Genomic DNA, 24245 nt, shown 5'->3' on the forward strand with positions numbered 1-24245 from the left:
CTATCGTGCCCGCAACCCTTCCGGCCGCAGCACCAGCACCAGCGTGAGAACGCAGAACGCCGCGACATCACGATACTCGAGAGCGAGAAAGGCGGACCAGAAGGTTTCGAACAGGCCGAGCGCGATGGCGGCAAGAAGCCCGCCGGTGAGCGACCGCAGCCCGCCGATCACCGCCACAAACATGGTTTTCAGGCCGATAATCGTTCCCATGACAAAGCTGGCGCTACCATACAAGAGCGCGATCAGGGTCCCCGCCAACGCCGCGCTCGCGCTGGCCAAAACGAAGGAGCCAGCGAGGATCAGCGGGATATTCGCGCCGCAGAGTGCCGCCATTGTTAAATCCTCCGAACAGGCGCGCCAGTAAACGCCAAAGGAATGCCATTTCATCAGCAATATCAGGGCCGCGACCACGGCAAAGGCAATTGCCACCACGGTAATCTGCATCGCCGTCACCTGCACTGGAAAGACATCGGAGGACAGCAGGCGGATTGGGTCAGCAAACAACGGTGTCAGCCATTTCTCCTTCGAGGCGTTAATCAGGCGCATGGTTTCTTCAAGGATGATGGCAAGGGCAATCGTGGCGATCAGCATGGCCCGGCTGCGCTGGGTGATCAGCGGCTGGATGACAACCCGATAGAGGCCGAAACCAAGCGCGGCGGTGTTTGCGAGGGCGATGCCCGCGCCCGCAATCACGACAACGACCAACGGCCAATTCACCAGGCCCAGCAACAGGGTAATCATCATGATCGTCACATAGGCGCTCCACATGGCGATGGCGCCAAAGGCAAGGTTTATGCGATTCGTGACGCCGTAGAGCAGAACGAAGGCGGAGGTCAGCAGGGCATAGATCGAGATGATCTGAACGGCGTTTAGAAACTGCTGAAAAATATAGGGAAGCGACACCAACTCCAAGTCCTTCTCGCGCATTGGACAACCAGCGGGGCGAAGCGTATCATATCCACGAATAATATTGAGCGCGAAATTTACGGAGGTTTCGGTGATGAGGAGGGTGACGGTCGCCAGCTTGCTGATGATGGTGTTCCTGCTCGGCGGGTGCGGCGACGAGACGGATAAGCCCTATCTGGAGTTTGTCGGCGGCGGCTTCATTTTCAACTATCGTATCGGCGAGGCCTTCTACGGGTTCGTTGCCAAGCCTCTCCGCGATATTCCCGAGGGGACCGAGATTGTCGCTGAGTTCGAGGATCCGGCCGGCGGGCCGCCGCTGAAGATCAAGCAACCCGCGAAACCGCATATGCTGCAATATATGTTCCGCACACCGGGGGTGAAAGGCATCGTCAAGGACCGGCCCTATACAGTGACCGTTCGCCTTGTCACAGCCGGGGAATCAACGCCGCTTGCCGTCTATACCAAGCAATACAGCTCCAATATCAACCAGTCGGACGTGCCGGATACGGCGCTGACCATCGGCCCCGGCTATCATCCCAATCCGGCGTTGTTTGATGCCAAAAGCAATTCGTTCATCATACCAAAATACGGAAAAAACTAAATCCAGCGCGGTTTATGCTGGCCAATCCAGCTATATTCCGTCACAAATCGGGCGTACCGCCCTCACCCGTTCCCGCCAACCCCCGGATTTAAGGAAATCAGCAGATGTGGACGATATCGCTTTCTGTGCTGCCGATTTTCCTGCTGCTGGTCTGCGGCAACCTACTGCGCCGGAACGGCTTTCCGGGCGGTGATTTCTGGCATAACGCCGACCGTGTCGTCTATTGGGTTTTGTTCCCGGCGCTGCTGTTTTACAACACGACAACGGCCCCCTTCAATGACGCGATTGTCGGAATCTATGCGGCGGCGCTTATCGGCGGGTTGGTGGTCACCGGACTGGTTTCGCTCGCCCTTGTCTGGTTGTTTAAAATCCCGGACCCGATTGGCGGATCGATCTTTCAGGGCGCCAGCCGTCATAACACCTTCATTGCCTTCGCCGTTGCCAATTACATGTTCGGCGATCAAGGTCTGCTGCTGGCGGCGGTCGCAACCGCCGTTCTCGTGCCGCCAACAAATCTTGTCTGTGTTTCCGTGCTTGTCGGGTTCCGGGGGGCATCGGGTACAATGTCGCTGAAACGGCGGCTGGGTCGTGAGATCATACGCAACCCGCTGCTCATGGCGATTGGCGCCGGGGCGATCCTCAATTTCACCGGCATCGGCCCGATCCCGGTCATCAATGACTTTGCCGGAATCCTGGCGAAAGCCGCCCTACCCGTCGCCCTGCTCTCGGTCGGCGCCGGGCTTCGGATCAAGTCCATTCACACCGGCGCGCTGTATGTGACCATCTCGACGCTGTGCAAATTACTGGTGTTCCCCGCTGTCATCGCGGCAACCGTTGTTTTCTTTGGGCTTCACGGAATGGCGGCGATGGTCCTGATTATTTACGGCACGGTGCCGACGGCGAGTTCCGGTTATGCGCTGGCCAAGCTACTCGGCGCCGACGCCGAGGTCATGGCCGGGATCATCACGGTCCAGACCCTGCTCGCCATGATTACCCTGCCCCTGTCCCTCACCCTCGCCGCGCATTATTTCATGACGCCCTGATGGGCAGACAACCCGGTCAGGGTCGGGTTTTCGCCGCAGAGCGGGCAGCCGGGCTCGCGATGGACCTTGATGGTGCGCACCTCCGCCGACAGAGCGTCATACAGCAGTAACCGGCCCGAAAGCCCCGCGCCGATGCCAAGTAATTCTTTCAGGACTTCCACCCCCTGCATCGATCCGATCACACCGGCCAATGCGCCGAGAACCCCGGCCTCGCCGCAGGTCTGGGCGACATCGGCGGGCGGCGGCGTCGGGAACAGGCAGCGATAGCAGGGATTGTCGCCCGCTTCATGGGCCTTGAAGGTACTGATCTGGCCGTCAAACTGCAGGATTGCCCCCGAAACCAGCGGCTTCTTGAGAAAATAGCAGGCGTCATTGAGCAGAAAGCGGGTCTGGAAATTATCGGTACCGTCGGCGACAAGGTCATATTGCCCGATAATGTCGGCGGCATTTTCCGCCGTCAGCCGCTGGTCATGCGGGATAACGGTCACGTCGGGATTGATCCGGGCGATCGCCGCCGCCGCACTCTCTACTTTCGGCCGGCCAATATCCGCCGTGCCATGGGCAATCTGGCGTTGGAGGTTCGAGAGATCGACACGGTCGTCATCGATCACGCCGAGAGTACCGACCCCCGCCGCCGCAAGATACAGCAACAGCGGCGAGCCGAGGCCACCTGCCCCGACAACCAGCACTTTTGACCTCAGCAGCCGCTGCTGGCCGCTGCCGCCAACCTCGCGCAGGATGATATGGCGGGCGTAACGGTCAAGCTGGTCGTCGGTAAGCGCCATGCGCCCTCAAAGTCCGTCAAACAGAGCCGTCGTCAGGTATCTTTCAGCGAAGGACGGGATAATAACAACAATCGTCTTCCCTTTCATCTCCGCCCGGTCGGCGATCTCCAGCGCAGCGGCAACCGCCGCACCTGACGAAATCCCGACGGGAATCCCTTCTTCGCGGGCAATCTGGCGGGCGGTTTCAAAGGCGGTCTCATTGCCGATGGTCAAGACCTCGTCAATCAGGCTCTCATCGAGGTTTTTCGGCGAAAATCCAGCGCCGATCCCCTGAATTTTATGAGGGCCCGGCTGACCGCCCGACAGGACCGGGCTGTCTTCGGGCTCAACCGCGACAATGCGGATATCCTTGTTATGTTTTTTCAGGACCGCGCCGACCCCGGTCAGCGTCCCGCCCGTGCCGACACCCATGACGACAACATCGACCTTGCCGCCGGTATCGGCGAGAATTTCCTCCGCCGTGGTGACGCGGTGAACCGCCGGGTTAGCGGGATTTTCAAACTGCTGCGGAATGACCGCGTCGCCATGCTCGGCTTTCAGCTCCTCCGCCCGGGCAAGCGCCCCGTTCATGCCTTTGGCCGCCTCGGTCAGCTCAAGCGTCGCGCCCAGCAGTTTCAACATCTTGCGCCGTTCAATCGACATGCTGTCCGCCATCACCAGTATGAGCTTATAGCCCTTGGCGGCGCAGACGAAGGCGAGGCCAATGCCGGTATTGCCCGATGTTGCCTCGATAATCACGGTGTCCTGCTTGATCAGGCCCGCCTCCTCCATCGCCTCGATCATCGAGGCGGCAATACGGTCCTTGACCGAGGCCAGCGGGTTGAAAAACTCAAGCTTGAGCAGGATGTCGGCGCCGCTCTTGCTGTTCTTGCCGATGCGGTGCGTCCGGACGAGCGGCGTGGCGCCAATGGTGTCGATGATAGAGTCGTAAACTCGGCCACGGGGGGGATTTTTAAACATTTTTTGATCCAATCATTTTTGTTATTCGTCAGATTTCGAAAGTCACGCCGGCCTGCGGTGCATCTTCCTCGCAATTATCATTAGCGCGTCGACAGAGATCCTCAAGTGTCACCGAATCCAGTTTCTCCAGAAGTGCGGCTTGCGCATCGTCCCATAGCGGGCCGACCACATTCTGGCCTATATCGGAGGTAAATATTTCGTCGTCGGCCTCAACATCGGCGGCATTGATGACGCGGATAACGTCGCCCGCGGTAATCCGCCGCCGCTCGCGCGCCAGACGATAGCCGCCGCGCGGGCCGCGCACCCCTTTGAGAATGCCGCCATGGACAAGCTGCTGCATCACCTGTTCCAGATAGCGAAGCGGAATTCCCTGCCGCTGGGTAATTTCCTTGGATTGCACCGGGTTGGGGCGGGCATTGAAGGCGATATCGACGACCGCCTCCAGCGCGTACAGCATTTTTTTCGGTAGTTGTAGCATGACTAGACGCCCCCTCCCGCAACACCGGTAGAGCCAAACCCGCCCTCCCCGCGTGCGGTTTCATCCAACGCCTCGGTCTCGATCCAACTCGCCTGCAGGACGGGCGCAACCACCATCTGCGCAATGCGGTCACCGCGGCCGATAACAAAGGATTCCGCGCCGGTATTGAGCAGGATAACCCCGATCTCGCCGCGATAATCGGCATCAATAGTGCCGGGGCTGTTGGGCAGGGTAATGCCGTTTTTGAGGGCTAGGCCCGAGCGCGGCCGGATCTGCGCCTCATAGCCCGCGGGCAGGGCGATTTTCAGGCCGGTGGGCACCAGCGCCCGGTCGCCCGGCAAAATCTCCATCTCGTCCTCGATTGCAGCACGCAAATCCATGCCGGCGCTCTGATCGGTTTCATAGGCGGGCAGGGGAAGGTCGCGGCCATGGGGCAGGCGGGTGAGGGCAATTTTAAGAGTGTTCATGCGGGAACCCCGTGAAAATGATCAGAAATTCGGGCACCAAGCTTGTCGGCAACCTGTTCCTTGCTTTGGGGCGGCCAGTCCTCAACCTTGTCACCGGCGAGCAGGAACACCCGGTTCATATCGCCGCCGAAGGTGCAGGTGCCGGTGCTAACATCATTGGCGACGATCCAGTCACAGCCCTTTTTGGCGAGCTTGGCCTGACCGTTCTTAACGATCTGCTCGGTCTCGGCGGCAAAGCCAATCACCAAATTCGGTCGTTTGACCTTATGCTGGCTGACTGTCGCCAGAATATCCGGGTTTTCCGCCAGCGTAAGTGAGGGCAAGGCGCCCGCCTGCTTCTTGATCTTCTGCGCGGACAGCGTTTCAACCCGCCAATCGGCAACGGCGGCGCAGAAAATCGCCACATCCACGGGCAGCACCAACTCGCAAGCCGCCATCATGTCGCTGGCCGTCATTACATCACGGCGCGTGACGCCGGGCGGGGCGGGAAGGCGGGTCGGGCCGGAGACAAGGATCACCTCGGCGCCGAGTTTCGCGAGCGCCCCGGCGATGGCATAGCCCTGTTTACCCGACGAGTGATTGGCAATATAGCGGACCGGGTCAATCGGCTCATGGGTCGGGCCAGCAGTCACCAGAACCCGGCGGCCGGCAAGCGGTTTCGTTGCAGTGCCATCAAAAAAGTCGGAAATCCGGGCGAGAATCGCCTCCGGTTCCGCCATCCGGCCAGGTCCGTATTCGCCGCAGGCCATATCGCCCTCATCCGGGCCGACCGTCAGGATGCCATCGCGCTCAAGCTGGGCAAGGTTCCGCTGCGTTGCCGGGTGCTGCCACATGCGGACATTCATGGCGGGCGCGATCAACACCGGCTTATCGGTGGCGAGCAGGGCGGTAGTGGCAAGGTCGGTCGACAGACCTGCCGCCATTTTGGCCATAAGGTCGGCAGTGGCCGGGGCGACAACGACAAGATCGGCGCTGCGCGAGAGCTGGATATGGCCCATTTCCGCCTCATCGGTGAGGGAAAACAGATCACTATAGACCGTCTCACCGCTTAAAGAAGAGACCGACAGCGGCGTCACGAACTCCGCTGCCGCGCGGGTCAGGATACAACGGCAGCGAATACCCGCCTTGGAAAGCAGCCGGATCAATTCCAGTGACTTATAGGCCGCGATACCGCCGCCGATAATCAGCAGCACCGATCGCTGCGGGTTATTTTCACCAGTTGCCACCCAAATCCCCTATTTTACTGAAACTTTATGTGAATAAACTAATAACCCCATCCATTTTGCGCAAGTGAAAGTTAACAAGAAATGCCGATTTTCCGATAGTGGGACGCGGGCAGGCGTGTTAGCTGGCCAGCATCAGCAGGTAGGCGGCCAGACCCCCAACGACAATTCCGCCAATCAGGTACCCTGCGCGGTTGCGGCGTCTTGCGCCGCGCTCCTCAATACCGTCGGTGCGGTCTTCTGCCACTTTTTCCAGCGTCTCCAGGTCCTTCAGGAGTTTGTCGGCCCGGGTGACGATGGTCGGCAATTTGCGCATCAGCTTGATCCCGTCCTTGAGGATTTCCGCAACTTGCGCCTCCGGACCCATATTCTCGCGCATCCAGTCCTCGACGGTCGGTTTCGCCACCTCCCAGAAATTGATCTTCGCATGGAGGCTTTGCGCGACCCCCTCCGCCGTGACCATGGTTTTCTGCAACAAAAGCAGTTGCGGCTGGGTTTCCATCTCGAAGGTTTCGGTGATCTGAAACAGCTGAACGAGCAGGCGGGCAATAGATATCTCGCTGACCGGCCGACCGAGGATAGGCTCACCGATTGACCGGCAGGCCTGGGCAAAACTATCGAGGGACTTGTGCGGCGGCACATACCCCGCCTCAAAATGAACCTCGGCGGCGCGCCGGTAATCGCCGATCAGGAAGGCATAGAGCATTTCGGCCATGAACAGGCGGGTTTCCCGGCTCATCCGGCCCATGATGCCAAAATCAACGGCGACAAGGCGCCCGTCGTCAGTCACAAACAGGTTGCCATGATGCATATCCGCATGGAAGAAGCCATCGCGCAGCACCTGATGCAGGAAAACGCGAATAACGATACCCGCAAGGGCGTCAAGGTCGTGCCCGGCGGCAATCAGTTCGTCCTTCTTCGAGATTGCAATCCCTTCAATGCGGCTCTGGGTGATGACCCGGCGCCCGGTCCGCTGCCAGTCAATCTCAGGCACATCGAATTCCGGATCGTCGGTGAAGTTCTCAGCCATTTCAGAGGCGGCCGCGGCCTCAAGCCGGAGATCCATCTCCAGTTCCACCGAATCGGCCATCGTCTCGACGACCTTTGTCGGACGCAGACGACGAAAATGCGGCTGATAGCGCTCGGCGAGGCCCGCAAGCCAGAAAAACAGCTGCAAGTCCGTCTCGAACGCCTTTTCGATCCCGGGACGAAGGATCTTGACCGCAACTTTGCGCAAACTTGGCGCGGTCGCGTCCGGATCGTCCTCGGTCGGGGCCGGGACCCAGTCGCGCACGATCGCAAAATGCACCTGGGCGATGGAGGCGGCGGCGATCGGCACCGGGTCAAACTCGACGTATAATTCCTCCAGCGAGGCACCGAGCTCCTGCTCTATGGTTTTACGTGCCTGTTCGAACGGGAAGGGCGGTATCCTGTCGCGCAGGTTGCCGAGGTCGAGCACAAGTTCCTCGCCGAGAAGATCGGCCCGGACCGACATCGCCTGCCCGAGCTTGATAAAGCTGGGGCCGAGTTCCTGTAGCGCATTTGCAAGCCGCTCCCCATCGCGCAAGCCCGCCGTCCGCCGGGTGCCGAGCGCGAATATCGGCAGCAGCTTACGTCCGAGAAGAATGAAAAACGGCAGCCGATCAAACTTGTCGAGGAAAAACAGGGCGTCATGACGCGCCAGCGTGCGGGCGATAAACAGAAGTCGCAGAAAATTATTGAAAATCCGGATCACAGGCAATTGCTCCTTGGGCTCCGACCTAAAGCCGCCAGCCGGAATGCAGGGCGGCAATCCCCCCGGAAAGCCGACGGTACTTGACCTGATGAAACCTGGCCGTGCGTAGCATGTCGGCGAAAGTGTCGGCGTCCGGAAACTGGCGAATGCTTTCCACCAGATATTCATAGGACGGCCTGTCTTTCGCAACAATCCCGCCGATCCGCGGCAGCAGCTGGAACGAGTAGAAATCATAGAACTGTTTTAGGACCGGAACCTCAACTTTACTGAACTCAAGGCAGAGGAAGCGTCCGCCCGGCTTGAGCACGCGCCTTGCCTCGCGAAGGGCAAGCGGAATATCGGTTACGTTGCGGATGCCGAAGGCAATGGTATAGGCATCGACAGACTTGTCGGCGAGCGGCAGGTTTTGCGCATCCCCATTGACCCAGTCGAGCCCGCTGAGGCGGTTCTGGTCGATGGCGCGATCCTGACCGACGCTGAGCATAGCATGATTGATATCGAGGACCGACACCCGTCCGTCGCCCTTGACCCGGTCGAGAAACCGAAAGGCGATATCGCCGGTGCCACCCGCGACATCGAGGAGATGCTGGCCGGGACGCGGCATCAGCCAGTCGATCATCGCCGTCTTCCACAGCCGATGGACGCCGCCGCTCATCAGGTCATTCATCAGGTCGTAGTTTTCGGCGACGCTGTCGAAAACGCCGCGCACCAGTCCGGCCTTTTCGCTGGCCGGGACCTCACGAAACCCGAAGTGGGTGCTGTCCGATGATGTGTCTGAAGCTGCCATGGCAATGCCCGCGCCTTAAGGTGATATACAAGATGGTATGTGGTTCAAATAACAGCATAGCGCAAGCGGCATTTTAACGCTACTGTCGCGCCATGCCGGAATTACCAGAAGTCGAAACCGTTTGCCGCGGCCTTGAACAGGCCCTTGTCGGCGACCGCTTCAGCAGGGTCACCCTGCGCCGCGAGAACCTGCGCTTCCCCTTTGCCGAGGGGTTCGCCGAAACGCTGACGGGCAGGGCGGTCGAACGCATTCAGCGGCGGGCGAAATATATCCTGATGACGCTGGAGGGCGGGGTGGTGATGATCGGTCATCTTGGTATGTCGGGGAGCTTTCGCATCGAGCCCGCGCCGGTGCAGGGGGCCGAGTTCGACAAACATGACCATATCATCTTCGAGACCGCCGCCGGCCTGCGCGTGCGCTATCATGATCCGCGCCGCTTCGGGTTCATGCTGCTGACGACGACGGCATTGCTTGACCAGCATCCGCAATTGATCGGGATCGGCCCGGAACCGCTTGGCAACAGCTTTAACGGACCGGCGCTGGCGGCGCGGCTCGCGGGCCGGAAATCGCCGATCAAAGCGGCGCTGCTCGACCAGAAAGTCGTCGCTGGTGTCGGAAATATATATGCCTGTGAGGCCCTGTTTCGCAGCAGAATTTCGCCTAAACGGGTGAGCGACAGCATCCGGGGAGTGCGGGCCGACAGGTTGGCCGTCGCCATCCGGCAGGTGCTGGAAGAGGCGATTCTTTCGGGTGGCTCGACGCTTCGCAATTACAGCCAGACCAGCGGTGAGCTCGGTTATTTCCAGCATCGCTTCCTTGTTTATGACAAGGAAGGCGCGCCCTGCCCGACGGAGGGTTGCGGTGGGCTGGTGCAGCGCCTGGTCCAGTCCGGCCGCTCAACCTTTTATTGCCCGAAATGCCAGCGATAACATGAAATTCGACGGCGGCCCCCTATATTTCCTATATCGCTGGACAAAAATGTTTTGGCGAGGATAATGACCGGGAAATCACCCCGGAGGGTCCCCTCAAAGAGACCTCAAGACACGTAACGAACAGGATATTTTCATGGCCTATAATAACATTATCACCGATATAAAAGGGGCGGTCGGCGTCATTCGCCTTGATCGCCCGAAAGCGCTCAATGCGCTCTGCGCCGAGTTGTTCGAGGAGCTGGCCGCCGCGCTTGATATCTTCGAGGCTGACGAAAATATCGGCGCCATCGTCATCACCGGATCGGACAAGGCCTTCGCCGCCGGCGCGGATATTCTCGAAATGCAGTCCAAAACCTATATGGATGTCTATCTGGAGAATTTCCTGACGGGGGCGGCCGAGCGGGTCTCGACCTGCCGCAAGCCGGTGATCGCCGCGGTCGCCGGATATGCCCTTGGCGGCGGCTGCGAGCTTGCCATGATGTGCGATTTCATTCTTGCCGCCGACAACGCCCAGTTCGGCCAGCCGGAAATCAAGCTCGGCACCATTCCGGGCATGGGGGGCACCCAGCGCCTGACACGCTTCGTCGGCAAGTCGAAAGCCATGGAGATGTGCCTGACCGGGCGCATGATGGGCGCCGAGGAAGCCGAGCGTGCGGGCCTCGTCAGCCGGATTATTCCGCTCGACGACCTGATGGACGAGGCCGTCAAGGTTGCCAGCGACATCGCGAAGCTGTCGCAGCCCATGGTGATGATGTGTAAAGAGAGCGTGAAAAAATCCTACGAGACCACAATGCGCGAGGGAATCATGTTCGAGAGGCGGGTTTTTCACTCAACCTTCTCGACCGAGGACCAGAAGGAAGGCATGTCAGCCTTTGCCGAAAAGCGCACGCCGGAGTTCAAAAATCGCTGAGGACAGCCTCAAACAAGCTGAAATGCCGTTCTGGCAGGGAAAATTCCCGTATTTTATGAAATTTGGCCGTTAATCTATATTCTTCTGTTGACGGCAGATTTCTCGCTAGTTATAACCCGGCTTCCGAATTTCGAAGCTAAAAGACAGGATTGTCATGGCGCATCATAAATCTGCATTCAAGCGTATCCGGCAGACAGACGTCCGGACCGAGCGTAACCGGGCCCGTCGCAGCCGTATCCGTACCTTCGTGAAAAAGGTCGAGCTGGCCGTGACCGAAGGGGATCAGGCCAAGGCCAATGAGGCTTTGCGTGTCGCCCAGTCCGAACTGACCCGCGGCGTGACCAAGGGCGTGTATAAAAAGAACACGGCCTCCCGCAAAATCTCCCGCCTCAACGCGCAAGTGAAGTCGCTTTCCGCGTAAGCTGACAGCGACAGAGAATCAAGCCGCGCCCGTCATCGGAGCGCGGCTTTTTTTATGCGGTTTTGCGTCATCATCTTCCGGGTATCCGGCCCGTATAGACTGGCGATTTCACCAGTTAAAAGCGCGGCAAAGGAACCCCTTACCATATCTTGTAGGTCAAGAATTTGTTTGATCAATTTGGTAAATTATTTTCACAAAAGCTACCTGCACTCTCTTGCGCGGCGCTGCCGGATGGGACTAGTCTGCGTCGCCTGAGAGCAAGCGATAATCCACACTGATGGCCCCGAGATGAATGGTGGGACGGTTTTTCCCCGGTCAAGAACTGCGGTCAACGACGAACCGGTTTCCCGAAACGGGGCCGATCGTCAGCAAAATTGGGTTACAGGATTTCGCCCCGCTTTCACGGCAAGACCGGTGGCAACCGCCGGGTATCTGCCCGCCAGTAGTTTAAAATGCACATAATTTATTGCGGTGACATAAAGGAAAATTGTGAATGACGAACGGGGCGCAGTCTGGCACGGGGGGCACCTATGCCGGAGATATTACGGTTCAGGAAACCTGGGAAACGCTAAAAAAGGATCCTGATGCAATCTTGGTTGATGTACGGACGAATGCTGAATGGGCCTATGTTGGCCTACCTGATTTGAGCCCGCTCGGAAAAAAGGTCTATCCGATCTCCTGGGTCCTCTTTCCCGATATGTCGCGAAACACGAATTTCATTGATGATGTCGCTGCCAGCCAGCCCAACCGGGACGCGCCGATTTTCTTTCTGTGCCGTTCCGGAGTCCGCTCCATCGCGGCGGCGGAGGCGGCAACCCAGGCTGGCTATAAAAACAGCTATAATGTGCTCGACGGTTTCGAAGGAAGCCCTGATCAGGACGGCCACCGCGGCAGGCTTGGCGGATGGAAGGCTGCCGATCTGAACTGGAAACAGGGCTAATCCATGAAACATCAGGAAGCGCAGCGAATGGACATGACGGGCAATCAGGATAATTGGGGACGAGTACGGGAGCGATTACGGGCCGAATATGGCGATGCAACCTATAATTCCTGGCTCAAGAATATCGAACTGGACAAGATTGATAACGGCCATGTCAACATGACCCTGCCTACCCGGTTCCTGCGCGACTGGGTAATCAATAATTACGCCAACCGAATCCGCCAGATCTGGTGCTCCGAGGACGACAATGTCCAGTCCATCGATATTCATGTCAAACCGGCGACAACCGGGAATATGGAAGCCCGGACGCGAAAGCCGCCGACCCTTGGCCTTGGCGAGATTATCGAGACTTTTGAGCCCGCGCCGCGCAATGCCCTTCGCGCCGATCAGACCCCCAGTTTGATGGCGCCGCTCGATCCGCGCTTCACTTTCGATAATTTTGTCGTTGGCAAGTCGAACGAACTTGCCCATGCCGCCGCGCGCCGGGTCAGCGATGCCCGCGATACCGTGCCGTTCAACCCGCTTTACCTTTATGGTGGCGTCGGGCTTGGTAAAACTCATCTGATGCATGCCATCGGCCATGCCATCGCCGTCAACTGCCCGAACAAGAAGGTGCTGTATCTGTCGGCGGAAAAATTCATGTATCGCTTCATTCGTGCGCTCCGCTTCAAGGACACGATGAATTTCAAGGACCAGTTCCGCTCCGTCGATGTGCTGATGATCGACGATGTGCAGTTCATTGCCGGCAAGGAAAGCACGCAGGAGGAATTCTTCCATACCTTCAACGCCCTCGTCGACCAGAACCATCAGATCATCATTTCCGGTGACCGCTCGCCGACCGACCTTGAAGGCATGGAGGAGCGGATGCGCTCCCGCCTCGGCTGGGGGCTGGTTGCCGATATCCACCCGACCGATTACGAACTCCGCCTTGGCATCCTGCAATCGAAGGTCGAGCAGGCGAAAATCAATATTGACCAGCGCATCCTCGAATTTCTTGCCCACCGGATCACCTCCAACGTGCGCGAGCTGGAGGGGGCGCTGAACCGGGTGCTGGCCTATTCCGACCTGGTCGGGCGGGCGGTGACACTGGAAAGCACACAGGAAGTGCTGCGCGACCTTCTCCGCGCCAATGACCGGCGCATCACCATCGAGGAAATCCAGAAACAGGTGGCGGAGCATTTTAACATCCGCATGTCCGACATGCATTCCGCCCGTCGTGCCCGCGCCGTGGCCCGGCCGCGCCAGGTGGCGATGTATCTGGCCAAGCAACTGACGTCGCGTTCGCTCCCGGAAATCGGCCGGAAATTCGGCGGTCGCGATCATACCACCGTCATGCATGCGGTGCGCAAGATTGACGAGCTCTGCGCCGCCGACCAGTCGCTTTCAGAAGATATCGAGCTGTTACGCCGGATGCTGGAGGGCTGATGCCCGGTCCGGCTATGTGTCCGCAGTCTGTGGCAGGGGCGGCACCCGCGCGATCACGCCAGCCCTAAAAAATGGCGGACGGTCTTTCATGGCCGGGATGCCATGGACAGAAGCGCCGATAGCCGCCGCCACGGCGATAACATCGTCAGCATCCCCATTCCCGGCAGCGCCTGCCGCACTGGCCCCGCCGACCACATAGGTCCATTTCTCAGGCGTGGCGAAGGCGACGACCACAGCATTCTCACAGACCGCAAGACAGTCCACCGCCTGCACCTCAATATCCGGATTGTTTGTTGTCCGCGCAGCAAGCTCAATCCATAGCCGTTGACCCCCGGTTTGCGCCGAGGGCCCCGGTATGTCAGCCTCTCCGCAGCTTGTGCAGACGAAAACGGTTACCGCGCTAGAGATCGGCCTGCCGCTCCCCGCGCTGCCACATGAAGCCGACGGAGATTCCCGCCAGCACCCAGAGGATGGCGTGCAGCACCAGCGAACTCGCGGCAAAATTCGCCGCCAGTTCGGACGGCACCGCGCTTGTCAACAGCGCCGGATGCGGCGCGCCAATGAGATGCGGCACCGCCATCAGCACCACACCGATGCAAATGGCAAGAGCGGAGGAGATGCGCAGGATCATCCACAAGCCGCCCGCGGTTAAAACCGCCGTCGTTATCCACCAGATCTGGCGCGAGATCAGCCCGGCAGAGGCGGCGCCCGGCAGTTCCGGCCCCAGCCCAAGCGCCGGCGCGAGCCCGGTTGCGGCAAATCCGGCGAGCCCCCAGAGCAGTCCGGTCCGGGGCGAGATTTTATCACCGGCAAGAAACATTGCGGCAAGCAGCATAAAAGCATAGCCGATCGTGGTGATGATCGTCGCGACCGAGGTATAGAGGGTCCGCTCCAGGCCGTCATTCGGCGCCCAGTTTGCGTCGGCACCGGCTTCGGGCGCCGCGCTATGGGCAAGAATAAATCCGGCCGGAATGATCTGGCCCCCGAGATGGTTTTCACCGCCGCTTAACGCGGCGTGACCGGCAGGGTCCGCATGCTCATAAGCCTCGGCATGAAGGATGAGGGGGGTTGTGGTGACATACTGGATGGCCGCCGTCGGCACACCAGCAAGCAATCCGGCCATCAGGCCGGCCCATAAAAACCGCAGAAGCATGATCTATTCCTTAATGGCAGGGAAAGGATAGCGCATGCCGGGAATCATGGGCAGCATTATGCAAGGTCGTCGAATGGGCAAATCCGGTCAGAAAGACCAGGCCCGCCCCGATCAGGAAGACGAAAACCGCCAAGGTGCGGGCATTGGTCTGTGTGCTGATCTGGCTTGTCGAAGTTGAAATCATTTCTCTCTCCTTGAACCGCGCCTTCGGCGGCCGCGTGGACATAAAACGACCGGCAGGTCTCCTGGCTTACGGGTCACCGCTTCCGTTCTCCTTCCCAGCAATCAAGGCCAGTGGATAATGAACAGTCGCTCTCCGTTTACAGTCGCGAGGCGGCCATGGCTTTGGATTTCACCGAAATCCGCACCAAGTTCCCTTTTCATATTTCCGTGCAAACGCCCGCAAATAACCGGTAATCTGTTTAACGGAATTTACTATACGCCAACAATTTCTATTTTACGAAGAAAATTAGCACCCACCTGAAAAATGTGCTTTTCCGAAAGCAACGGAAAATAAAGGGGGCGCAACAGGCGGACTCAACGCGATGTTAAACGCTGCGCTGTAAGGGCAGGCTGTCGGGAAATCATCCATATCGGCCGGTCCCTAACTGCTATATACAGGTTCCGGTACCCAAAAACGCAATAACGGTGATCCCCTGTGACTACGTCCCCTGATACCGAGACCGAGGCCGTCCGCTGGAGCGAGATCCTCAACCGTAAATACGGCATGGCGCTGGCGCTGGTCTGCCTCGGGATCTGGCTGCATGCCGCTGACAGCCTGCTGGTGGCGACCATGATCCCGGCAATTGTCGGCGACCTTGGCGGCGCCGAGCTGATTTCCTGGACTGTGGCGCTTTACGGTATCGGCTCGATCGTGGCCGGTGCCTCCAGCGGATTGCTCGTGCTCAGATACGGGCTGAAGCGGCCGATGACCCTCGCCGCGATCCTGTTTACCGTCGGCTGCGTTATCAGCGCCATGGCGCCCCATATGTGGGTTGTCCTGATCGGGCGGCTGTTTCAGGGTCTTGGCGGCGGCGGCCTGCTGGCGCTCTCCTTCGTTGCCGTCGGTACATTGTTTCCCCGGCGGCTGACCGGGCGGGCCATGGGCGCCATCGGCTCGCTCTGGGGGGTTTCTGCGTTCATGGGACCGCTGGTCGGCGGATTGTTCGTGGAATATGCAAGCTGGCGCGGCGGGTTCTGGTTTTTCGCCGGGCAGGCGGTGTTGATGGTGGTCTGGATACAGTTTGCGTTGCGCAACCATGCCCGTCCGCCGCAGGAGGAAGGGGAAACACGCGGCGCCTTTCCGATCTGGCGGCTTGCCTGGCTGTCCGCCGGCGTGTTTTTCATCGCCTACGGCGGGATTGATATTTCCCCGCTCCGGACGGGTGCCTATGTCGTCATCGGCCTGCTCGCCCTGCTCATGTTTCTCCGCCTTGACGGCGCAAAACATGATAACCGCCTGTTACCGCACCGCCCGTTCAGTCTTGCCAGCCCGCTCGGCGCCGCGCTCACCCTCGTCCTCTGTTTTTCAACGACGATGGCCGCCATAACCGTCTATGGGCCCTACCTGATCACCCTCCTGCATGCCGCCCCGGCGCTGGTCGGCGGCTATGTGATGGCCTGTCTGTCCATCTGCTGGGCATTTGCGGCGTTTTTCGTCTCCGGCGTACCCGAGCGATTGGACGGGCGGATGATCCTGATCGGCATGATCGTGGTTACCCTCAGCCTGTTCGCCTATGCCTACAGCTTGCCCAACGGCCCGATCTGGCTGATCGCGCTTGCCGCCGCGATGCAGGGCAGCGGCTTCGGCATGGCCTGGACCTTTATTCTGCGTCGCGCCATCCGCCTCGCGCCGGAACATGAAACCGAAAGGGTCGCCAGCGCCATCCCGACGGTGCAGCGGCTCGGCTTCGCCATCGGCGCCGCCTATGTTGGCATTATCGCCAACGCCACCGGGTTGGGCGGGCAGCCAACCCTGGAGACCTTGCGCATTATTGCACTGATCCTTCCGCTTGCCTGCCTGCCTGCCGCCGCCGTCGGCCTGACGGCGACGGTCCGCTTCATTTCGGCAAAGGCGAAGTGAAATCCGGGCCGCAATACGCCGCCGCCGGGGCCGCGTTTGCCAGCCCGGCCGAGTGGCCCCCCGGCAGCCCTCACACGTCCCCGCCAAGCCCCTGATTTTACTAGGCTATTCTGGCCCGCTTTCGCGCTGGCCCCGGGTGCGAAAAGTTTAGCTATTTGACCGCCGGTCTGCTATAGTGGCTCAAATATTCGGGATGGCGTGCGGGCGCGGGGCAAAATCCGATTCAGGTTTATGAATCAATTTCTTAACCATCCGCCATTTTCGCCATAACGGGAGAAAAATATTGAAACCGACCGCCTTTATCGGGCATGATAAGGGTCCTTTTTGAGTTACGTCTTTTTAGCCTGATTGAGCCAATGAAACTAACAATTGAACGCACCGCTTTGCTGACGTCCCTGAATCATGTGCAAAGCGTGGTCGAGCGCCGCAATACCATCCCCATTCTCGCCAATGTCCTGTTCGACGCCCGCGACGGGTATCTGGGACTGACGGCGACGGATCTGGACATCGCCATCAATGACAAGGTGGCGGCAACGATCAGCACTGAAGGCGCCATTACCGCGCCCGCCCATCTGGTCTATGATATTATCCGCAAACTGCCTGAGGGCAGTCAGGTGGAACTCGACTATAAATCTGCGGAAGGGCGGCTTTTCCTGCGCTGCGGACAGTCCGAATTCAAGCTCGCCGCGTTGCCGCAGGATGATTTCCCGGTGATGGAGACAAGCGCGCTACCACATAATTTCTCGCTGCATGCCAGCATTCTGAAACGGCTGATCGACAAGACCCGCTTTGCCATCTCGACCGAGGAAACCCGCTATTACCTCAACGGGATCTATTTTCATGTCGCCGAGTCCGGGGGCGTGCAGGTCCTGCGCGCCGTCGCCACCGACGGTCACCGCCTCGCCCGTGTCGAAACGCCGATGCCCGCCGATGCCGACGGGATGCCTGGTGTCATCATTCCACGCAAGGCGATCAATGAAATTCGCAAGCTGCTGGACGAACGCGACGGCGATATCGCCATTTCGCTGTCAGATACCAAGATCAGCTTCTCACTGGGGGATTCCCTGCTGACCTCCAAGCTGATCGACGGTACTTTCCCTGATTACGAGCGGGTGATCCCGTCCGGCAATGACAAGATACTGGAGCTTGACGGCAAGTCCTTCGCCCATGCAGTCGATCGCGTCTCGACGGTCTCAACGGAGAAAACGCGGGCAATCAAGCTCGCGCTGAGTGATGACATGATCACCCTGTCGGCAACCGGGTCGGACGCGGGCAGCGCCACCGAGGAGCTGGCCGCCTCCTACAGCTCCGGCGATATGGAGATCGGGTTCAATTCGAAATACCTGCTTGATATCACCGGGCAGATTGAAGGGGAAAACGCGCATTTCGTTCTCGCTGACGCCGGGTCACCGACCATTGTCAAGGACAGTGCCGATGACGGGGCGCTCTATGTCCTGATGCCGATGCGGGTATGACGGGGCCGGGGGCGGTTGCGTTTTCCGGCACATGACCTTCGCCTGACAGGAGATCCGGGTGACCGCATTTGCCATCACGCGACTGGTTTTGACCGATTTTCGCAATTACGCCCATTTGAAAATTGAGACGGACGAACGACCTGTGGTTCTGACAGGACAAAATGGCAGCGGCAAGACCAACCTGCTGGAGGCGATTTCCTTTCTGACGCCAGGAAGGGGATTGCGACGTGCCCGGCTTGCGGAAGTCACCAACATAAACGGCGCGGGCGGCTGGGCAGCCGCGGCAACGGTGCGCTCGGTGGAGGGCGAGAACAGGCTCGGCACCGGTCTTGTCAAGCTGCCACAACTGGCAGAAAACAAGGAGACGGCGGACCGTCGATCGGTTAAAATAGACGGGCGCGGCAGGAGCGGCTCGGCGGCCCTGTCGGACTACATAAAGGTTAGCTGGCTGACCCCGCAGATGGACCGGATTTTTCAGGAGGGGCCTGGCGGACGGCGCCGGTTTCTCGACCGGCTGGTGTTCGGGTTCGATGTCGCCCACGGCAAGCGGACCGCCACCTTCGAGAAGGTGATGCGTGATCGCAACCGGCTGCTGAAGGAAGGCGGCCAGGATCGCCACTGGCTGGGATCGCTGGAACACACCTTGGCCGAGGTCGGCACGGCAATCGCCGCCGCCCGGCAGGAATGCGTCGCCCGGCTCAATGCCGCGATGACGGACGCAACCGCCGGGATGGGGGGCAGGCCGGAAGCGGATGTCTTTCCGAAGGCGATTTTGAGCGCCCATGGCCTGCTGGAGGATTGGTTGCTGGAGATGCCGGCACTGGCGGCGGAAGATTTGTACCGGGAGAAGCTGGCGGCGTCACGGCGCCTCGATGCAGCGGCGGGAAGTACAACGGCGGGACCCCACAGGAGCGATCTCGGGGTCCGCCACAAGGCAAAGAACCTGCCGGCGGCGCGCTGCTCGACCGGTGAACAGAAGGCCCTGCTGATCTCGATCATCCTCGGCGATGCGCGGTTGCAGGCGGGGTTGCAGGGACAGGCGCCGATTTTGCTGCTCGACGAGATTACAGCGCATCTCGACCAGAAACGGCGCACCGCGCTGTTTGACGAGATCGAGCGAATGAAGACACAGGCCTGGATGACAGGCACCGATTATGCCCTTTTCTCCGATTTGGGAGAGCGGGCACAGTTTTTAACAGTCGAGAACGGCGCCATCATCACGACGGCCGTTGGTTGACAGAGGAAGTAGATGTAATGAGCGACGGACAGGAACAAGTGAACACCGAGGAATATGGCGCGGATTCCATCAAGGTTCTGCGGGGCCTCGATGCCGTGCGCAGGCGGCCGGGCATGTATATTGGCGACACCGATGACGGTTCGGGCCTGCATCACATGGTCTATGAGGTGGTCGATAACGCGATTGACGAGGCGCTGGCAGGGCATTGCGATCTGATCTTTGTCGCGCTCAATCCGGACGGCTCGGTGACGGTGCGTGATAATGGCCGCGGTATTCCCGTCGCCATCCATGAGGAAGAAGGGGTCTCCGCCGCCGAGGTGATCATGACCCAGCTTCATGCGGGCGGCAAGTTCGACCAGAATTCCTACAAGGTGTCCGGCGGCCTGCACGGGGTTGGCGTGTCGGTGGTCAACGCCCTGTCAACGCGGCTTGACATGAAAATCTGGCGCCGAGACAAGGAACACCGTCTCAGCTTTGCTCATGGCGAACCGCTCGGGGCGCTTGAAGTCTATGGCGACGCGGTCGGCAGGACCGGCACCGAGATTACCTTCACCCCGTCACCGGAGACCTTCACCAATATCAAGTTCGATTTTTCTACGCTGGAGCATCGCCTGCGCGAACTCGCGTTCCTCAATTCCGGCGTCTATATCCAGATCAACGATTTCCGTTCGGCCGAGCCGGTGACCGTCGATTTGCATTATGAAGGCGGCATCGCGGCCTTCGTCAAATATCTCGACCGCTCCAAAACTCCGCTGATCGGCAGCACCATTGATTTCAGCGCCGAACGGGACGACGTGACGGTTGACGTCTCGCTCGAGTGGAATGACAGCTATCATGAGAATGTGCTCTGTTTCACCAACAACATCCCGCAGCGCGACGGCGGCACCCATCTTGCGGGTTTCCGCGCCGCCATGACCCGGACCGTCAACCAATATGCAACCTCAAGCGGGATCGCCAAGAAGGAAAAAGCAATCATCACCGGCGATGATGCCCGCGAAGGGCTGACCTGCGTTGTCTCGGTCAAGGTGCCGGACCCGAAATTCTCGTCGCAAACGAAGGAGAAGCTAGTCTCCAGCGAGGTTCGCCCGATTGTCGAGAGCACAGTGTTCGAGGGGCTCAGCCAGTGGTTTGAGGAGCATCCGAACGACGCAAAAATCATTATCATGAAGATTTTCGAGGCCGCCGCCGCCCGCGAGGCCGCCCGCAAGGCGCGCGAGTTGACCCGGCGCAAGGGCGCGCTTGATATCTCCAGCCTGCCCGGCAAGCTCGCCGACTGCCAGTCGAAGGACCCGGCCATCTCCGAGCTGTTCCTCGTCGAGGGTGACAGTGCCGGCGGCTCGGCCAAGCAGGGCCGGGATCGTCATAACCAGGCCGTCCTGCCGCTTCGCGGTAAAATCCTCAATGTCGAGCGGGCGCGGTTCGACCGTATGCTCTCCTCGACCGAGATCGGGACCATGATCACCGCCATGGGTACCGGCATCGGCCCCGAGGAATTCAATATCGACAAGGCGCGCTATCACAAGATCATCATCATGACTGACGCCGATGTCGATGGTTCGCATATCCGCACGCTGCTGTTGACGTTCTTTTACCGGCAGATGCCGGAGTTGGTGGAGAAGGGCTATCTTTATATCGCCCAGCCGCCGCTGTACCGGGTCGCCCGAGGCAAATCCTCGGTCTATCTGAAAGACCAGAAGGCCATGGATGACTATCTGATCGAGCAGGGCATCGAGGATGTTGTGCTCGAACTGTCCTCAGGCGAGCAGCGCGGTGGACAGGACCTTGTGGCACTGATCAGCAATGCCCGCCATGCCCGCGACCTGATTGATGCCATCGCCCGCATCCATAACCGCCCGGTCGTCGAGCAGGTGGCCATTGCCGGCGCGCTCAACGATGAGGTGTTGAGCGATCCGGTCCGTGGGCCGGAGGCGGCGGAATTCGTCGCCCGGCGCCTTGACGCCATCTCGTCGGAGACGGAACGCGGCTGGATCGGCGAGATTCTGCCCGACCACAGCCTGAAATTCAGCCGCGAGGTGCGCGGCGTGACCGAGGTCCAGCTGGTCGACAGCAACCTCATTCATTCCGCTGAGGCCCGTCAGCTCGACAACATGAAAGACGAGCTGAAAGCCATCTACGCAACCGCCTCGACCTTCATCCACAAGGACAAGCGGCAAGTCATTTACTCCCCGCTTGAATTGATGGAGGCAGTGACCACCCTTGGTAAACGCGGTCTGTCGATCCAGCGCTACAAGGGTCTCGGCGAGATGAACCCCGATCAGCTGTGGGAGACAACGCTGGATCATGAGGCCCGAACCCTGTTACAGGTGCGGGTCAACCATGGCGATGAGGCGGACGAGGTATTCTCGACCCTGATGGGCGATGTGGTCGAGCCCCGGCGTAATTTCATTCAGGCAAATGCCCTGAAGGTTGGTTTCCTCGACGTCTAGGGACGGGCGTCGGCGGACAGATACAGGGGCGGGGAGCGGGTTCTCATTTTCGCCTTAAAGGAAAGGGATACTCCGTTCCCGTTGGTGGGTGCCCGCGTATTTCCGCGTCACGTTAGGGAAGCAGTTCGAGTTCGATTATGAAAAAAGCATCCAAGGGAACCGGACGGAAGGGAACGTCCTTTCCGCAGCGCAAGAAATCCGCCCCGGCGCGGAAAGCCGCGCCCCGCAAGACGTCTTCCCGCACGGCGAAACCAGCCGCGAAACGCCGGACAAAAGCGCGCAAACGGCAGCAGAGCTGGGCCACGCCCATCCTCAACTGGGGCGGCGCGGCGGCTCTCTGGGGGCTGCTGGTGGTCGGCCTCGTGGTCAGCTACTTCGCCTATACGCTTCCTGATATTTCCGGCATCGGCGTCATTGACAAGCGCCCGTCCATGGTGATGCAGACGGTCGATGGCGCCCGCTTTTCCACCTATGGCGACCTCTATGGCACGATGCTGACGATCGACCAGATCCCGGCCAATATCAAGCAGGCGGTGCTCGCCACCGAGGACAGCCATTTCTATAGTCATTTTGGCGTCAACCCGGTCAGCCTTTTGCGCGCCGCGTGGCGCAACTATCAGGCCGGACGGGTGGTGGAGGGCGGCAGCACGATCACCCAGCAGCTGGCGAAAAACCTGTTTCTGACCCCTGAGCGCACCATCGGCCGCAAGATCCGCGAGTTATTGCTCGCCTTCTGGCTTGAGGCCGACTACAGCAAGGATGAAATCCTTGCGCTTTACCTCAACCGCATGTATTTCGGCTCCGGTACCTATGGCATCGATGCGGCGGCGCGGAAATATTTCGCCAAGCCCGCCACCGACCTCACCATGGCCGAGGCGGCGATGCTGGCTGGATTGCTGAAAGCGCCCAGCTATTACGCGCCGACCCTCAGCATTGAACGGGCGCAGGGCCGCGCCAGCACCGTCGTCGGACGCCTCGTCGCTGAGGACTATCTGACGCCGGCGGAGGGGGCGAAAATCCGCGCTCATCCGGCAACGCTCAAGAATGCAGGCGGTAATTTCCGCAATGTCCGCTACTTCTCTGACTGGGTGGTGAGCGAGGTTCAGGCCTACATCGGGCGCACCGACAAGGATCTCATCGTGACCACCACTCTTGATCTGTCCATGCAGCAGAGCGCCGAGACGGCGCTGGAGGCGCAGCTGAAAAAGGACGGCAAGAAAATGGCGGTCGGGCAAGGGGCGTTTGTGGCCATGACGCCAACCGGCGCCGTCCGCGCCATGGTCGGCGGGCGCAGCTATTCCCAATCGGTCTATAACCGGGCGACTGTCGCCCGCCGCCAGCCCGGCTCGGCATTCAAGACCATCGTCTATCTCGCCGCTTTCCAGCAGGGCCTGTCCCCAGACGATATCTTCATCGACGCGCCGATCAATATTGACGGCTGGACCCCGCAGAACTACAGCAAGCGCTATGACGGAAACATGAGCCTGCGCGAAGCCTATGCCCGCTCGATCAACACCGTGGCAATCCGGGTTTCGGAGGCAATAGGCCGCGACAAGGTTGCCGATATGGCAACAAACCTGGGATTAAGCGGTCATTTCCCGCTTAATCCCTCCATCGCGCTTGGCACTGACGAAGTCTCGCTTCTTGAAATGACCGCCGCCAATGCGGTGATCGCCAACGGCGGGACGGCCGTGCTTCCTTACGGGGTTCTGGAAATCCGCGAAAAGGATGGCCCGGTGCTCTATCAGCGGCAAAGCTCCGGCCTTGGCCGCATCATCAGCGCGTCCGCCGTCAATAAAATGCAGGACGTGATGTCGGCGACCATTAAATGGGGGACCGGCAAGGCTGCCAATCCGGGCTTCGCCGCCGCTGGCAAGACCGGTACCACACAGGATTACCGCGATGCCTGGTTTATTGGCTTTACCCCGGATCTTGTCGCCGGGGTCTGGTTCGGCAATGATGACGGCTCGGCGACGAAACGCGTGACCGGCAGCTCGCTGCCCGCGGTGACCTGGCATGATTTCATCACCCATACGGACAAGACCCGCGCCGTCGCCTTCTCCGAGGTTAAGGATAGCAGTACGGGCGGCAGTCTCTGGGACAAGATTGTGAAGGCCTTTTCCGGCACGGACACCGGGGGCAGCTCTGGCGGCTCCGGCGGCGCCAGCCCACCGCAGACGGAGAGCAACAGCCCGAAAAAGAAGGATCCCTACGACTACATGAATGATCGACCCAAA

At 59.7% G+C, this 24245-nt stretch carries 23 protein-coding genes and 1 riboswitch; of the genes, 12 read left to right on the plus strand and 11 right to left on the minus strand.

Annotated features, from left to right (window positions below):
• Complete coding sequence (locus ACESNI_RS13960; protein WP_373087894.1) at positions 1 to 927, minus strand: branched-chain amino acid ABC transporter permease; 927 nt, start codon at positions 925 to 927, stop codon at positions 1 to 3.
• A gap of 73 nt (positions 928 to 1000) precedes the next feature.
• On the opposite strand from ACESNI_RS13960, the gene ACESNI_RS13965 reads away from it, so the two are divergent.
• Together ACESNI_RS13965 and ACESNI_RS13970 are read left to right on the plus strand one after the other, a co-directional pair.
• Positions 1001 to 1507, plus strand: coding sequence for a hypothetical protein (locus tag ACESNI_RS13965; RefSeq protein WP_373087897.1), 507 nt, complete (start codon positions 1001 to 1003; stop codon positions 1505 to 1507).
• Positions 1508 to 1611: 104 nt separating this feature from the next.
• Positions 1612 to 2550, plus strand: a complete 939-nt coding sequence (locus ACESNI_RS13970) for an AEC family transporter (protein WP_373087899.1) — start codon at positions 1612 to 1614, stop codon at positions 2548 to 2550.
• Here ACESNI_RS13970 and ACESNI_RS13975 read toward each other — a convergent pair.
• From ACESNI_RS13975 to ubiE, 7 genes are all read right to left on the minus strand, one after another.
• Complete coding sequence (locus tag ACESNI_RS13975; RefSeq protein ID WP_373087901.1) at positions 2532 to 3335, minus strand: ThiF family adenylyltransferase; 804 nt, start codon at positions 3333 to 3335, stop codon at positions 2532 to 2534. The genes ACESNI_RS13970 and ACESNI_RS13975 overlap by 19 nt on opposite strands.
• A gap of 6 nt (positions 3336 to 3341) precedes the next feature.
• The gene (cysK, locus tag ACESNI_RS13980; RefSeq protein WP_373087903.1) at positions 3342 to 4295 is read right to left on the minus strand and encodes a cysteine synthase A; all 954 of its coding nucleotides are present in this window, start codon (positions 4293 to 4295) and stop codon (positions 3342 to 3344) included.
• A 28-nt stretch (positions 4296 to 4323) separates the two neighbouring features.
• Positions 4324 to 4773, minus strand: coding sequence for an Rrf2 family transcriptional regulator (locus ACESNI_RS13985; protein WP_373087905.1), 450 nt, complete (start codon positions 4771 to 4773; stop codon positions 4324 to 4326).
• A gap of 2 nt (positions 4774 to 4775) precedes the next feature.
• Entirely contained in the window at positions 4776 to 5240 is a 465-nt protein-coding gene (gene dut / locus ACESNI_RS13990) for a dUTP diphosphatase (protein WP_373087907.1), read from the minus strand.
• Complete coding sequence (gene coaBC, locus ACESNI_RS13995) at positions 5237 to 6466, minus strand: bifunctional phosphopantothenoylcysteine decarboxylase/phosphopantothenate--cysteine ligase CoaBC (protein ID WP_373087909.1); 1230 nt, start codon at positions 6464 to 6466, stop codon at positions 5237 to 5239. The genes dut and coaBC overlap by 4 nt, the downstream gene beginning before the upstream one ends.
• Positions 6467 to 6584: 118 nt before the next feature.
• Entirely contained in the window at positions 6585 to 8198 is a 1614-nt protein-coding gene (gene ubiB, locus ACESNI_RS14000) for a 2-polyprenylphenol 6-hydroxylase (RefSeq protein ID WP_373087912.1), read from the minus strand.
• A gap of 25 nt (positions 8199 to 8223) precedes the next feature.
• The gene (gene ubiE / locus ACESNI_RS14005; protein ID WP_373087915.1) at positions 8224 to 8985 is read right to left on the minus strand and encodes a bifunctional demethylmenaquinone methyltransferase/2-methoxy-6-polyprenyl-1,4-benzoquinol methylase UbiE; all 762 of its coding nucleotides are present in this window, start codon (positions 8983 to 8985) and stop codon (positions 8224 to 8226) included.
• Positions 8986 to 9077: 92 nt separating this feature from the next.
• On the opposite strand from ubiE, the gene mutM reads away from it, so the two are divergent.
• The 5 genes from mutM (at position 9078) to dnaA (ending at position 13613) form a co-directional block, all read left to right on the plus strand.
• A complete protein-coding gene (mutM, locus tag ACESNI_RS14010) occupies positions 9078 to 9914 on the plus strand; it encodes a bifunctional DNA-formamidopyrimidine glycosylase/DNA-(apurinic or apyrimidinic site) lyase (protein WP_373087916.1) in 837 nt (278 codons plus the stop codon).
• 136 nt (positions 9915 to 10050) lie between these two features.
• Complete coding sequence (locus tag ACESNI_RS14015; RefSeq protein WP_373087918.1) at positions 10051 to 10827, plus strand: enoyl-CoA hydratase; 777 nt, start codon at positions 10051 to 10053, stop codon at positions 10825 to 10827.
• A gap of 154 nt (positions 10828 to 10981) precedes the next feature.
• Positions 10982 to 11248, plus strand: a complete 267-nt coding sequence (gene rpsT / locus ACESNI_RS14020; RefSeq protein WP_373087921.1) for a 30S ribosomal protein S20 — start codon at positions 10982 to 10984, stop codon at positions 11246 to 11248.
• A 493-nt stretch (positions 11249 to 11741) separates the two neighbouring features.
• Complete coding sequence (locus ACESNI_RS14025) at positions 11742 to 12188, plus strand: rhodanese-like domain-containing protein (RefSeq protein WP_373087923.1); 447 nt, start codon at positions 11742 to 11744, stop codon at positions 12186 to 12188.
• 3 nt (positions 12189 to 12191) lie between these two features.
• Entirely contained in the window at positions 12192 to 13613 is a 1422-nt protein-coding gene (dnaA, locus tag ACESNI_RS14030) for a chromosomal replication initiator protein DnaA (protein WP_373087925.1), read from the plus strand.
• Between the two features lie 12 nt (positions 13614 to 13625).
• Here dnaA and ACESNI_RS14035 read toward each other — a convergent pair whose 3' ends face one another.
• The 3 genes from ACESNI_RS14035 to ACESNI_RS14045 are packed head-to-tail and all read right to left on the minus strand — an operon-like array spanning position 13626 to position 14950.
• Complete coding sequence (locus ACESNI_RS14035) at positions 13626 to 14114, minus strand: DUF1636 family protein (RefSeq protein WP_373087927.1); 489 nt, start codon at positions 14112 to 14114, stop codon at positions 13626 to 13628.
• Entirely contained in the window at positions 14014 to 14766 is a 753-nt protein-coding gene (locus ACESNI_RS14040) for a CbtA family protein (protein WP_373087930.1), read from the minus strand. The genes ACESNI_RS14035 and ACESNI_RS14040 overlap by 101 nt, the downstream gene beginning before the upstream one ends.
• Before the next feature lie 10 nt (positions 14767 to 14776).
• Positions 14777 to 14950 carry a CbtB domain-containing protein gene (locus ACESNI_RS14045; RefSeq protein ID WP_373087933.1) on the minus strand — a complete coding sequence of 58 codons (174 nt, stop codon included), beginning with the start codon at positions 14948 to 14950 and terminating at the stop codon, positions 14777 to 14779.
• A gap of 33 nt (positions 14951 to 14983) precedes the next feature.
• Positions 14984 to 15196, minus strand: a riboswitch (cobalamin riboswitch).
• 228 nt (positions 15197 to 15424) lie between these two features.
• On the opposite strand from ACESNI_RS14045, the gene ACESNI_RS14050 reads away from it, so the two are divergent.
• The 5 genes from ACESNI_RS14050 to ACESNI_RS14070 all read left to right on the plus strand — a co-directional run.
• A complete protein-coding gene (locus tag ACESNI_RS14050) occupies positions 15425 to 16849 on the plus strand; it encodes an MFS transporter (RefSeq protein ID WP_373087936.1) in 1425 nt (474 codons plus the stop codon).
• A 356-nt stretch (positions 16850 to 17205) separates the two neighbouring features.
• Positions 17206 to 18324: a DNA polymerase III subunit beta gene (dnaN, locus tag ACESNI_RS14055; protein ID WP_373087939.1), complete on the plus strand. Its 1119-nt coding sequence runs from the start codon at positions 17206 to 17208 to the stop codon at positions 18322 to 18324.
• Positions 18325 to 18382: 58 nt separating this feature from the next.
• Positions 18383 to 19561: a DNA replication/repair protein RecF gene (gene recF / locus ACESNI_RS14060; protein ID WP_373087941.1), complete on the plus strand. Its 1179-nt coding sequence runs from the start codon at positions 18383 to 18385 to the stop codon at positions 19559 to 19561.
• A gap of 17 nt (positions 19562 to 19578) precedes the next feature.
• Positions 19579 to 22008 (plus strand): DNA topoisomerase (ATP-hydrolyzing) subunit B, encoded by a 2430-nt coding sequence (gyrB, locus tag ACESNI_RS14065; protein ID WP_373087944.1) that lies wholly within the window; start codon positions 19579 to 19581, stop codon positions 22006 to 22008.
• 137 nt (positions 22009 to 22145) lie between these two features.
• On the plus strand, positions 22146 to 24245 hold a 2100-nt coding region (locus ACESNI_RS14070), incomplete at its 3' end, for a transglycosylase domain-containing protein (protein WP_373087946.1).

The sequence above is a fragment of the Sneathiella sp. genome, assembly GCF_041689005.1.
Classification (GTDB): domain Bacteria; phylum Pseudomonadota; class Alphaproteobacteria; order Sneathiellales; family Sneathiellaceae; genus Sneathiella.

Bases quoted from the DNA above. Each gene is read 5' to 3' on its own strand.
- ACESNI_RS13960 (WP_373087894.1), bottom strand. From the start codon at position 927: ATGCGCGAGAAGGACTTGGAGTTGGTGTCGCTTCCCTATATTTTTCAG.
- ACESNI_RS13965 (WP_373087897.1), top strand. From the start codon at position 1,001: ATGAGGAGGGTGACGGTCGCCAGCTTGCTGATGATGGTGTTCCTGCTC.
- ACESNI_RS13970 (WP_373087899.1), top strand. From the start codon at position 1,612: ATGTGGACGATATCGCTTTCTGTGCTGCCGATTTTCCTGCTGCTGGTC.
- ACESNI_RS13975 (WP_373087901.1), bottom strand. From the start codon at position 3,335: ATGGCGCTTACCGACGACCAGCTTGACCGTTACGCCCGCCATATCATC.
- cysK (WP_373087903.1), bottom strand. From the start codon at position 4,295: ATGTTTAAAAATCCCCCCCGTGGCCGAGTTTACGACTCTATCATCGAC.
- ACESNI_RS13985 (WP_373087905.1), bottom strand. From the start codon at position 4,773: ATGCTACAACTACCGAAAAAAATGCTGTACGCGCTGGAGGCGGTCGTC.
- dut (WP_373087907.1), bottom strand. From the start codon at position 5,240: ATGAACACTCTTAAAATTGCCCTCACCCGCCTGCCCCATGGCCGCGAC.
- ubiE (WP_373087915.1), bottom strand. From the start codon at position 8,985: ATGGCAGCTTCAGACACATCATCGGACAGCACCCACTTCGGGTTTCGT.
- mutM (WP_373087916.1), top strand. From the start codon at position 9,078: ATGCCGGAATTACCAGAAGTCGAAACCGTTTGCCGCGGCCTTGAACAG.
- ACESNI_RS14015 (WP_373087918.1), top strand. From the start codon at position 10,051: ATGGCCTATAATAACATTATCACCGATATAAAAGGGGCGGTCGGCGTC.
- rpsT (WP_373087921.1), top strand. From the start codon at position 10,982: ATGGCGCATCATAAATCTGCATTCAAGCGTATCCGGCAGACAGACGTC.
- ACESNI_RS14025 (WP_373087923.1), top strand. From the start codon at position 11,742: ATGACGAACGGGGCGCAGTCTGGCACGGGGGGCACCTATGCCGGAGAT.
- dnaA (WP_373087925.1), top strand. From the start codon at position 12,192: ATGAAACATCAGGAAGCGCAGCGAATGGACATGACGGGCAATCAGGAT.
- ACESNI_RS14040 (WP_373087930.1), bottom strand. From the start codon at position 14,766: ATGCTTCTGCGGTTTTTATGGGCCGGCCTGATGGCCGGATTGCTTGCT.
- ACESNI_RS14045 (WP_373087933.1), bottom strand. From the start codon at position 14,950: ATGATTTCAACTTCGACAAGCCAGATCAGCACACAGACCAATGCCCGC.
- dnaN (WP_373087939.1), top strand. From the start codon at position 17,206: ATGAAACTAACAATTGAACGCACCGCTTTGCTGACGTCCCTGAATCAT.
- gyrB (WP_373087944.1), top strand. From the start codon at position 19,579: ATGAGCGACGGACAGGAACAAGTGAACACCGAGGAATATGGCGCGGAT.